The organism is Streptomyces sp. NPDC059668, from assembly GCF_042734135.1.
Classification (GTDB): Bacteria; Actinomycetota; Actinomycetes; order Streptomycetales; family Streptomycetaceae; genus Streptomyces.
Genome location: NZ_JBHWEL010000037.1, coordinates 29,624 through 41,224, shown reverse-complemented (window position 1 = coordinate 41,224; position 11,601 = coordinate 29,624). Strand labels below are relative to the sequence as shown.

Here is an 11,601-nt window from a genome sequence, read left to right as displayed (position 1 = left end):
AGACCCCCGCCCCACCCCCCGACAGGAGATCCCCATGGAGCAGTTCGCACTGGACGCCGTCGAGCGACTCAGCACCCGGCCGAAGGAGACGTACGAAACCCTCGCCGTGGAACAGCTGACCCCGCTGATCGGCGCCGAGATCACGGGCATCGACCTGTCCCGGGAGCTGACACCCCGGCAGGAGAAGGAGGTCAAAGAGGCCTTCCTCGCCCACCACGTGCTCGTCTTCCGCGACCAGCACCCGACACCCGAGGACCACAAGCGGTTCGCCGCGCTCTTCGGCCCGCTGCATCCCGACTCCCTGCCGGTGGAAGGCTCCGACCCGTACATCCTGGAGATCAGCGCGGACAAGAACTCCCGTGACGTGGCGGGCAACGGCTGGCACGCGGACGGCACCGCGGACCCCGAACCATCCCTCGGCTCGATGCTCCACATCACCCGGATCCCGGAGACCGGCAGCGGCGGCGACACCCTGTTCGCCAACATGCACCTGGCCTACGACATGCTGTCACCCGCGATGAAGTCCCTCCTGGACGGCCTGACCGCCGTCCACGACGGCGCGCGGCCCTGGCTGACCCAGGGGCTGACCCCGCCGGCCGAGTACGACGTCCCGCGCAGCGAGCACCCCGTCGTGGTCCGCCACCCCGACACCGGCCGCAAGCTCCTCTTCGTCAACGCGCCCTACACCTCGCACATCCCCCAGCTGTCGCGCTCCGAGAGCGCCGCGGTCCTCGGCATGCTGTACGAGCACATCGCGCGCACCCCGCTGTTGCAGTGCCGCGTCCGCTGGCAGCCGAACACCCTGGTGTTCTGGGACAACCGCTGCGTCCAGCACCACGCGATCTGGGACTACTACCCGCACGCGCGCCACGGCCGGCGCGTGGCCATCGACGGCACCAAGCCCCAGGCATGACCGGGCTGCCCTCCTGGGTGACGGAACTGACCGACGTGCTCCCCGCGGGCCGGACCGGCCCGGCGGGCCCCGGCGGGGCACGGCCCGCACCGGCCACCGAGCTGCGTCCGGGCTGCCCGGCCGTCACCCTGGACGTGGTCCACGAGTGGCATCTGCGCACGGTGGTCCCGCTGTTGACGGAGGCCACCGCACGTTCCGGGCGCGTGACGGCCGCCTGCGCCCGGCTGGCCGCCGTTCACGGGCGGGCACGGGAGGCGGTGGCCGTCGAGGAGGAGGAGTGGTTCGACGTGCTCGAACCGGTGCTCCGCCAGGTCTATCGCGACGCCTACGGCTTCCAGCGGGCCTTCGCGGCGGCGTACGAGAACGCCCGGTCCTACGCCGTCGCGAACGGCTACGACGCCGCCGGGGCCCATCGGTACGGCACCGACTACGCGGAGTTGACCACCGAGCCCAACACCCGTGCCTTCGCCGAGGCCAACGCCCTGGCGAACGCGCGGGCGGTGGCGGCGGCGTTCGCGACCGGCGACGCCGACGCCTTCGCCCGTAGCTTTCCCGCCGCCCGGACCCGTGCGTACGCGCGGGCGGTGGCGGCCGGGACGGGGCATGCGCCGCGCGACGTCGACGCCCGGTTCGCGTCGGCGTACACGGATCTCGTGCGGGGCCTGTGGTCGGCCCTGCACCGGACGCCGGTCGGACCTTCCTGACGCACGCCAGGAAGGCGGACGGTCCGCCCGCCGCGGCTGGGTTTCCGGCGCGCGTCGCCTGCCGGTCGGGGCGGGACCCACACGGTCTCGCCCCGACGGACGCCCCCTCGGCCGACGCCGTCCTCCGCCTCGGCGGCGCGGACGGCCGGGGACCCGGGTCGGGACACGGAGGTCACGGCGAGCGCCTTCGGGGCGGGCCGGTCGACTTGGGGACGGGACAGGCCGCGTCGCCAGGCGTCACGTGGGTAAGTCGGCTTGTGCCAGACCGAGTTCACGCAGCGGTGTGCCCGCGTGCGCGTCTCATGTGACGCCCCTCGCGACTCCGCCGTGGCGCGAGCTCGGCGACGGGCGAGCTGGGACGGGCGGCCGGCCGAGGGGAATCGCCGGAGGGGCTCAGGAGGTCGGGCTCGGGCTGCCCTGGGTCAGGGCCGGCCGGACGTCGGCCTGGCGGAGCTCGGCCAGCAGTTCGCTCTGGCCGACGAGGAGTTCGGTCAGGATGCGGCGGGCGGCCCGCAGGAGTTCGGCGACATCGCCGCCGGCGAGCGCGTAACTGACGGTGGAGCCTTCTCGGATGGACACCACGATCCCGGACCGGCGCAGCACGGCAAGTTGCTGGGAGAGGCTGGAGGGTTCGATCTCGATCTCGTCGAGGAGGTCGCGCACGGGGACGGGGCCGTTCTGCAGCAGTTCCAGGACGCGGATGCGCACGGGGTGCCCCAGCATGCGGAAGAACTCGGCCTTGGCCTGGTAGAGGGGGACCTGCATGGTGATCGTTCGCTCCCTACCGCGGTTGACGGACTCTGCTCTGGCCGGCGCGGCGGCCGTGTACGGGCCGCCGCGGGCGCGGGCTTGCGGACCGATGACAGATCCTCGCGTCTCCCGCCCCGCACACCCATCGGATTGGTCTGATCTGGATGTGCCCAGATGAAGAATTCTTCAATTCGTGAGCGTGCGGAGGCAGGGAGAAGGCGGCGGGCTACACCTCCAGTTCGGCCTCGATGCGCTTGAGCTGGTGGCGGGCCATGGCCAGGTTGGACTTCGCCTTGTCGAGCACGAGGTAGAGGAACAGGCCGTTCCCGTCCTTGCCCTTGAGCGGCCGGATGAGGTGGTACTGGTTCGAGAGGGTGATCAGCATGTCCTCGATGTCGCTCTTGAGGCCGAGGTGCTCCATGGTGCGGGTCTTGGCACGGATGACATCGGTGTTGCCCGCGGCGGCGACCGCCAGGTCCAGGTCCCTGCCCCCGCCTAAGGTGCCCAGCGCCATACCGCTGGTGTAGTCGACGAGAGCGGCTCCCAGCGCGCCCTCGATCGACGTCATGGTCTCCTTCAATGAGATGTCCACGCTTGCCATACCGGTGTCTCCTCGCTGTGCGCGGCCCGGCATCCCGGGCGGCTCCGTCAGCCGGACCCTACGGACCGTGCGCGCCGGCTTGCCGAGTTGTTCCGGGACTGACAGAAGGTGCGTCGGCGCGGTGCGCGGCCCGATTCCTTCTGATCACCGATGTGCGATGGGTGACCGTTGCCGCACTTCTGGTTCGGCGGGTGCACCGGTCGCGAACACCGGTCACGAACATCAGTCACGAACACCATTCGCGAACACCGGTGGCGAACACCGATCGTGAACCACGGTCGTGAACGCGGGTCCCGAGCCCGCCCGGCGGGTCCGCGCCGTCGCGCGGGGCGAGCGACGGTTCGCGGCCGTCGAGCCCGGCGCCGGACCACTCGGCGCCGGACCACTGCCGCTTATCAGCTCCGGCTCAGCAATCTGCTCGCCCCCGCCACCACCGAGGTGGCGAGCAGCCAGCCCGCGAGGATCAGCAGGACGGCCACCGCCTTGTCCACTCCGGCAGGATCCCAGGCGGTCCGCTGACCGAGGCCGGCGACGGGGACGACCAGGTCGAGGGTGTACAGCAGGGGGTCCCAGTCCCGCCGCGCCCCGCCCGTGACCGGTGGCGGCGCGTGTGTGGCGAACCACGCGGAGCCCGCGCCCACCAGCACGATCAGCCAGACCAGGGCGCGCCCCGGTGCGTACCCGTAGCCGAACAGCAGGTCCTGGACGGCACCCCAGACGCGGGCGGGCAGCCTCTCCGAGCGCCGGGTCCGGCGCTCGCGGGCGCGTCGGACGACCCGCGCGGACCGTTCGTCACCGGCGCGCTGGTAGGACAGCGCAAGCTGTTCGAACGAGCCGGCGGTGACCGTACCGTCCCTGGCCAGCCACGCCAGCCGCTCCTTCACCCCGACGGGCTCGACCGAGCCGAGCCGGTCGTAGGTGAGCCCCTCCACGTCGAGCGCGCCCGCGGTCGGCCAACTGCCCGGCGCGTCCACGTACGAGCCGATCCGCGCGTCGCGCAGCACGACCGGGCCCGCCGGGTTCGTACGGAAATCCACGCGCAGGCGGGCCGTGCGCAGCCGGGTGAGGATCGCGGCACCAGCGGGGGCACCGAGCACCGCATCGTGAAAGGTGACGATCCCGGCGACCTCGGCGCTGCGCAGGCGGACGGGTCCGGAGCAGGAGAAGCCCCAGTCGGCGTAGAAGCCGCCGTCGCAGCGCAGGCCCGTGGCGTCGATCGCGCTCACCGAGGCGCCCTCGAAGAGAAGGGAGTGGCCGACCTGCCCGTCCCTGAGGTAGATGCCGCCGGACGATTCCATCCCGCTCGCGCGCAATGAGTCACCTACCGTGACGCGAGGGGCGAACAGGATCCACGGGCCGGGACCGCCCAGCACCGCCCGTTCGAGGACGAGCGCGCCGCCGATGTGCGCGGCCACCAGACGCAACGGTGCCGTGGTCAGCTCCTCGGACACCCGACGGGCGGCCAGAACCCGGTCGCCGTCCGTACGGAAGTCGGCGAACGGAGCCGTGGCGCCGGCGTCACCGATCCGAGCTTCGCGCAGCACCAGGTCTCCGTGTACCCGCAGCCCGTCGGCGAGCAGCGCCGTCGCCCGACTACCGCTGAGGTCGAGTGAGTTGACAACGGCTCCGGACAGCAGGACCTCTCCGTCGAAGACGCAGTCCACGAACTCCAGATGGGCGTCGAGGACGGCCTGGCGCAGATCCACGGTCCCCGCGCAGCGTGCCCCGGTGATGACCACGCGCTGTGTCCGCGCGGCGGCGCGCAGCACGTACGCGGCGAAGCGGGCACCGTCGATCTCCCGTCCCCGCGCCACGGCCCTCCGCAGGCCGCGCCCCCCGCTGTGACCGGATGCCATCCGTCCCCAATGTCACTTGTCCATAGGAAAGTTGACGCACTGCGCTGATGATGGCAGTTCGGCACCCGAGGCGGAAGAAGGGGTGATATTCACCTGGTCCGGGTGGGCAGAACCTGTCACAGGTACGGCAGCGGCGAACGGAAGAGGGAGGGCGCCCGACCATGGCAGGACTTCACTTCGCCCCCAGACTCACTCCCGGCAGCTGGGAGAAGGTGATGCAGCCCCCGCGCGCACCGCTCGCGGCGGACGGGCGGTGGACCCACCGGATTCTGGAACACGGGCTCCATCTGAACTTCGCCCGGGTCGAGTTCGCCGACATGGCGGCGCTGGCGCGAGCCCTGCTGCTGATCGACGCCGCCGTGCGGGACAGCGTGCCGGTCCGGGTCACACTGCCCACCGCGGAACTGGCCGGCACCGGTGCCGATCCGGTGGACACCGGCGGCCCAGGGGACGAGTCGGGCGCGGAGCGGGACCGGGCGGTGGCGCAGCGGCTCCTGACCCGGCAGGCCCGGGCGCGTGGCGACGCCCGGGCGTTCATGGGGCAGGTCGGCTTCCTGGACGCCCTGCGGCCCGGGCGCTGGCCGGAAGGAGCCGTCGAGGTGGACGACGCGGCGGCGGTGGACCATCTCCCGTCCGCCGACGACGCGACACCGGGCGGCGGCAAGTCCACGGCCCGCGACGAGTCCCCCTACGTGAGGCGGCGCATCCTGCCGTTCCAGTGGCTGTCGCCGCTCGACGGCGACGAACTGCGCGTGTCACAGGACTTCCTGGGGATCGTGGCCCGGCTCCGTGACCTCGGCTTGTCGGAGCCGGACGCCGACGCGCTGAGCCAGACGGTCCTGCTGGAGCTCCTGGAGAACGTGGCGGAGCACGGTGCGGCCGGGGTCGTCGGTGAACCGCCCCGTTGCCTCGTGGGCGCTGTCCTGCTCGATTCCGTGACCTATGACCGGCGTCACGCCGACATGCCGCCCGCCTCGGCCGAACTGGCGGAGCTGGCCACGACGACGCGCAGCCAGGTGCTGCGTCTGCTGGTCGGCGACTCGGGCAGTGGGCTGGTGACCCGGCTGGATCCGGTACTGGCGCGGCACGGGATTCCGTCCGGGGTGCGGCCCGCTTCGGGACACCGGCCGACCGAGGCGGAGGACACCGTCTTCTACGCATTCGGCCACCACTTCCCCGTGCCGGAGGGCGCGCGCGCCGACGCGAACGCGCCGCGGCCCGGCCAGAACGGGCTGTGGCGGGTGGCGCACCTGGTCAGGAGCTACGGCGGCAGCATCGTCGTGCGGACCGCGGACACCATGACCGGCTGGGTGTACACGGAGTCCGACGGCCAGACGGTCATAGCGGAGGGCTCGCTCGGCCACGCACCGGGCACGCTGCACGAGGTGCAGGTCCTCACCGATCCGAAGACGCACCGCACCCCGGTGTCGTGGATCGACCGCCCCCAGGCGGCGGTGGGCCAGCAACTGCGCTGGATCCGCTGCGAGTTCGACCCGGTGAGCGGCCTCGACGAGCCCGGACGCGCCGCGTTGGTCAACGCGGCCCGGGAAACCGCGGGGGATCCCGCGCTGGGCGGAGTGGTCGTCTCGGTGCCGTTACGGGACAGCGGCTACCTCAGCCCCTCCGGACTCCAGGACGCGCTGAGCGCCGCACTCGGCGTGGCCGACGGGCTGGCCGACCTCACGGCCGTCGCTGTCCTCTTCCCCGACGCCGATCCGCGGATCGTGGATCTCAGCGTGAGTGGGCTGCACGCCGAGCAGCACCCGGGCACGGGCGCACCGCCGAGCCCGACACTCGTGCACGGCTGCTACGGACCACCCCTCTGGTACGGCGGCTCGGCGGCCGTCCGCGCCGTCCTCACCGAACTGAGCAGGGTCGGCGGTGCGGTGTCGACGGAGACGGCGATGCGGTGCTGGACGGAGGCCGGAGGGGAACCGGGTGACGGCCTGTGGCGGGCGCTGGAGCAGTACCCACGGCTCTTCGAGGTCACCGGCGGCCGGGTCTGCCTCGCGCTGACCCCCCTGGGGGTGCTGCGCACCCTGGAGCGGCAGGCGCACCGCGAGCTCGCCGAGGTCGTCGAGCACGGGGGAGAGGCCTCCGGTGTGGCGAACGGGCTGTTCCGCACGCCCGGGCTGCGGATCACCCGGCGCTGGGTCGACTCCGCCCTGCTCCTGGTCGCGACGATCGGAACGGCGACCGCGGCGTACGTGCTGGCTCGCAAGGTGGAGGCCGTACTGGACGAACGCGGCCACGGCGAGGTGCCCACGGTGGTCGCGCATGTGTCGGCGGCGCCGATGCCGCTGGCCGCGCGGCTGAGCGAGTGCCTCGCGTTGGGCGGGAGGCACCACGCCATGCCGGGTGAACTCGACCTGGAGGGGCTGCATCCGAGCGAACCCGTTCAGGCCGGCGAGCGGGTGGTGCTCATCACCGACCTGTTGTCGACGGAGAACACCACGCGGCGTGCGGCGGCCGCCATCGTGGGCGCGGGCGCCGAACCCGCGCTGATCGCCTGTGTCGTGGACGCGCGACCGGAACGTCGCGACATCCAGCTGCTCAACCGGAGCATCCCCGTCGTCTCGCTCACCGACGTCGCCATCGACATCTACGCGGCCGACGGGCGAACGCCGCCGACCGGCGACGCGGCCGGAGTGGACGTCGTGGACATCGATCCGATCCTGCGGCACCCGGTCGTTCCCTCGCCCCCGGAACCGCCCCGCATCTCGGAGCTCGACTTCCTGCGGCTGTGCAAGGGCGCCCCCGACACCCTCTCGCTCGGGCATCTGGCCGGCCCTCGGTCGCACTCCAGCGCGATGCTGCACCTCGACCGCGCGCTTCGGCACCCGGGCACGGGAGCCCGGATCACGGACGCCGTCCTCGACGTGCTGAGCGAATCACTCGCCTCCGTGGCGGAGACACCGGGACCGGCGGACGCGTCGACGCTGCAACTCTGGTACGCCATCTACGACAGCAGGCTCCCGGTGGCCGTACACGCCCGACTGGGCGAACTCGGCCGTGAGGTGGGGGAGTTGGTGCCCGTGCCCCGTGGGGTCGCGCAGAACAAATGGATCTTCCCGACGGCCGTACGGTACGACGCGCGTGGCCAGACCGTGGTGGTACTGGACGGTCGTGCGACGACCGGGACCACACTGCAGCAGATGATCCGGCTGGCCGCGGCGAGCGGGGCGGTGGCGGTCGTCGCGGTGGTACTGCTCGACCGGCTCGACCACCAGGAGGCGGCGGCGCTGCGCATGCTCAGGGCCGTGGCCCCGCCGGGCGGCGGAGCACCCGTGCCGGTGGTGGTGCGGTTCGTCAGCGCGAGCAGCATCCCGGGCGAGCCGCCGCACGACTGCGCGATCTGTGCCGCCCGGCTGCGCGTCCAGGACGACTCGGCCGCCCCCGGCCGGCTCCGGCGGCACGCGGACCAGCTGCGTGAACTGTTGCGCCCGCAGCGCCGCGACGAGGTGTTCAGCAGCGCGGCGGCGGACCTGTTCGCGGTCCCGATCCGTTCGGACGACGTGATCGACTACATACGCTGGCGTGCGCTGCTGCGCGAATCGTTGCGCGACACGGGCTCGCGACAGCGGGTGGTCGACGCGCTGCGCGCGCTCCTGGACGGCGCGCCGCGCACCGAGTTCACCAGGTCCAACCTCATCCGGCTCCTCGCCGCCGAACAGCAGTGGCTGAAGCTGCCGCCGCTCCGGTTCACGGTGGCCCGGGACCTGCTGGCGGAGATCTGTGTGGCCGGGGTCGGCAAGTCGGTCAACGTCTCACCGTGGCTTCGCGTGCAGGCGTTGATGGTGCTGGCGGTGACCACGCCGCAGCAGATGACCGAGATGCTGCCCCGGTTGCTGACCCTGGTGCTGGACGAGCCCGTCCTGGTCGACCAGATGCTTCTCGACTGCCACCGGCTCCTGCGTCGTCCGCCGCACGACACCCCCATCGACGTGGTACGGCTGCGCAAGAGCCTTCTGCGCTGCCGCAAGAGCCTCGAGGACCGGCGTGAGGCACGCGTCCCCGGCCTCGCGGACGAGTATCTGCACGTGGTGCAGCAGCTGATCACCGTCGCGGACCACAAGGTGGGCCCCAAGCCGGACGATCCGCAGAAGGCCTGGGAGCAGCTCCGCGAGGACTTGGGACACGCGGTGATGCGACACCGGCTGGATTCGGGGCTGTTGCGCGTACGGGACTACGTGGAGGACCTGGAGGACGCGGCACCCTCGCAGCGCGCGGCGCTCGACGCCCGCTCCGACTGGGAGACGTGCAAACGGCATCTCGCCGAGCGGGCCCTGGTCTGCCTTCCCGCGCTGCGCCACGTCCTGGCCGGAGAGTACGTGGACGACCGGCTCGGGCGTCGCGATCATGAACGGCTGATGCGGCTGGTGCCCAACGGGATCACGGCGCTCAGCGAGGTGACGGAACGGCTCGACCGGCTGCTGCGCGCACCGCGCCAGGTGGATGACCCCGACTGGCAGACCGTACGGTACGAACTGCTCGACCGGCTCGACTGGTGGTACCGGATGTTCCTCGCGACACATCTGCCGGAGACGGGCAAGCGCGCCCATCTCGTGGACCTGGTCTCGTCCGCCCCCACCAGGCTCGGGCCCCGGCTTGAGGCCCTCCTCGCCACGCGGGACACCGCGGTCGAGGTGGTGGCGCGCGCGGCCGTGGGGGAGGCCGAGGTGTTCTGTCCGGCGCCCCTGCTGACCGAGGCCGTGGAACACGTACTGGACAACACGCGGCGCCATCGCGTCCCGGACGCCGAGTGCCGTGTCCACATCGCGTACGCGACGTCCGCACCGGGCACCGTACAGGTCTCGTTCCGCAACACCGGCACCCGGCCGCGACGCGCGCCCGGTCAGGGACTGCGGGCACTGGACGCGAAACTCCGGCCTTTCGGCGCCTCGTTGACGGGGCATGCCCTCGACGAGGAGGACGGCGGGAAGGGCTGGACGTTCGAGACACTCCTGGCGCTGCCCCTGTGGGAGGGAGCCTGATCATGCAGGAGATCCGAGGGCTGATCATCGACGACGAGGAACGCAACCAGCGGCGCTCCAAGGCCCGGCTCCGGACGCACTTCGCAAAGATCGGCTGGGACGTCCTGTGGGACTCCGCCACCGAGCCGGACCGTGGCCAGGAGCTGATCCGGGACGCGGACCGGCCCTACGACGTCGTCCTGGTCGACCTGCTGTTCGCGCGTGAGGACCTGCCGGACCTGCCGGAGCCGCGTGGCCTGGAGCTGATCGCCGAGGCGAAGGAACGATCGGCACGGACGTACATCATCGCCGTCAGTTCCGGTGACGACACGAGGCCCGACCTGTTCGACCAGGCGCGCCGTTCCGGGGCACATCATGTCTTCCGCCGGTACGAGTTCACCCAGGGATCGCTGGACAACAGTCCGGCGGCCGTCGTCCGGGCGGTACGCGAGCACCTCCTCAACAACGGGACGGTGAGCACGATCCAGGTCGAGGCGGACGCCGACGACCCGGCGGTCCAGTCCATCGTCGACGAGGTCGGGGCACCGACGCTCTCCCAGCTCTACAGCCGCGTCCTGGAGGCCGAGGGCGCCGAGATGGAGACGATGCGACTGGCTCATCTCACACCTGGCGCGTCCGGAGCGGTGGTGTGCTCGGTCGCGGCCGTCTCACCGGGCAGCCCGGTGCTGCGGCATGTCCTGAAGGCGTCCCGCGACGAACGGTCGCTGGCGCACGAGGCGGAGCAGAACGCCCGGGCGGCGAAGGTGTTCCCCGCGCTGCTGTTGATCCGGCAGCGGCCCGAACGGCCGGTGGGACCGGTCAACGGCTGGTACGCGCTCGGCGCTCCGCTGCCCGAGAACGCGATCACGCTGCGCGCCTGGCTCGCGGCCGACCCGCCGAGGCGGGACGTCGAGGACGTCATGTTCAAACTGTTCCGGGAGGGGCTGCGCACACCGCACACCGAGAACCGGGAGAGCGGCGTACCGCTGGTGGAACTGCTGCGGTTCCCCTCCCTGCGGCGCCGGTTGGTCCTCCAGGCGCTGGCGGAGTTCTCGCCCGCGCTGACGCGCTCGGACGGGGGCGGGCTGTCCGACGTGCGGGAACTGACCAGGGAGCTGCGGTCGTTCCTGGAGGAGGGCAGGCCGCTGGGCGTACCGCTGAGCGAGTTGACCCGGCCGACCGTGACGACGTACGCCCACGGCGATCTGCACGGAGGCAACGTGCTGATCTGTCTCGGCCGGCACCCGACGCCGGTGCTCATCGACACCAGCGCGTTCGGCCGGCTCAATTGGGCCGCGGACGTGGCCCGGTTCGGTGTGGACCTGTTGATGCGGTCGATCGACGCGGGCGTGGAATCGATGTTCTTCACCCGGTTCGCCACCTGGCGAGCTCTGGCGTCGCACCTGGGCAGCCGCACCCCGCTCGCCGAACCGGACGCCCCGGACACCCCGGCGGCCTTGGTGGCCCTGTCGTGGCTGGTCACGCATCTGCACGTGGTGTGCCCGGACGCCGGCGAGGCCGAGCGGGCCTGGGAGTGGCACGTGGTGCTCGCCGAGTACCTGCTGCGCGCGGCCTGTCACACCGACGTCCCACCCCCGAAGCGGGCCCTCGCCTTGGTGGCCGCCCACGATCGACTGAGGTCGGCGACCGCGCTGTTGATGTCCTGAGTCCCAGCCGGTGCCCCGACGGCGGTCGGCGGGTTCGTCCTGCGCGGTGGGGGGGGGGGGGCGGGGCCGGCGCGCGCCGCCCACCCGGCCCAACCCACCCGCCCCGCGCGGGCGCGCCCCCCCCCCCCCCCCCCCCA

General features: G+C 72.2%; 7 protein-coding genes. 4 read left to right on the top strand and 3 right to left on the bottom strand.

Annotation, left to right across the window (positions count from 1 at the left end):
- Nucleotides 1–34 precede the first annotated feature (34 nt).
- Together ACFV2J_RS24860 and ACFV2J_RS24855 are read left to right on the top strand one after the other, a co-directional pair.
- Nucleotides 35–913 (top strand): TauD/TfdA dioxygenase family protein, encoded by an 879-nt coding sequence (locus ACFV2J_RS24860; RefSeq protein WP_385098350.1) that lies wholly within the window; start codon nt 35–37, stop codon nt 911–913.
- Nucleotides 910–1,617, top strand: coding sequence for a SpcZ (locus tag ACFV2J_RS24855; RefSeq protein ID WP_385440629.1), 708 nt, complete (start codon nt 910–912; stop codon nt 1,615–1,617). Before ACFV2J_RS24860 ends, ACFV2J_RS24855 begins: the two co-directional genes overlap by 4 nt.
- 393 nt (nt 1,618–2,010) lie before the next feature.
- Here the strand turns inward: ACFV2J_RS24855 and ACFV2J_RS24850 are convergent, their stop codons facing one another.
- The 3 genes from ACFV2J_RS24850 to ACFV2J_RS24840 all read right to left on the bottom strand — a co-directional run bounded on the left by ACFV2J_RS24850 (nt 2,011) and on the right by ACFV2J_RS24840 (nt 4,782).
- The gene (locus tag ACFV2J_RS24850) at nt 2,011–2,382 is read right to left on the bottom strand and encodes an ArsR/SmtB family transcription factor (RefSeq protein WP_385098334.1); all 372 of its coding nucleotides are present in this window, start codon (nt 2,380–2,382) and stop codon (nt 2,011–2,013) included.
- 211 nt (nt 2,383–2,593) lie between these two features.
- The gene (locus tag ACFV2J_RS24845; protein WP_385440626.1) at nt 2,594–2,968 is read right to left on the bottom strand and encodes a hypothetical protein; all 375 of its coding nucleotides are present in this window, start codon (nt 2,966–2,968) and stop codon (nt 2,594–2,596) included.
- Nucleotides 2,969–3,363: 395 nt separating this feature from the next.
- Nucleotides 3,364–4,782: a hypothetical protein gene (locus tag ACFV2J_RS24840; protein ID WP_385440623.1), complete on the bottom strand. Its 1,419-nt coding sequence runs from the start codon at nt 4,780–4,782 to the stop codon at nt 3,364–3,366.
- Between the two features lie 203 nt (nt 4,783–4,985).
- Here ACFV2J_RS24840 and ACFV2J_RS24835 point away from each other — a divergent pair, with 203 nt between their 5' ends.
- Both ACFV2J_RS24835 and ACFV2J_RS24830 read left to right on the top strand, forming a co-directional pair.
- Nucleotides 4,986–9,818 carry a hypothetical protein gene (locus ACFV2J_RS24835; RefSeq protein WP_385091705.1) on the top strand — a complete coding sequence of 1,611 codons (4,833 nt, stop codon included), beginning with the start codon at nt 4,986–4,988 and terminating at the stop codon, nt 9,816–9,818.
- Nucleotides 9,819–9,820: 2 nt separating this feature from the next.
- Nucleotides 9,821–11,464, top strand: coding sequence for a hypothetical protein (locus ACFV2J_RS24830; RefSeq protein WP_385091702.1), 1,644 nt, complete (start codon nt 9,821–9,823; stop codon nt 11,462–11,464).
- Nucleotides 11,465–11,601: the final 137 nt, after the last annotated feature.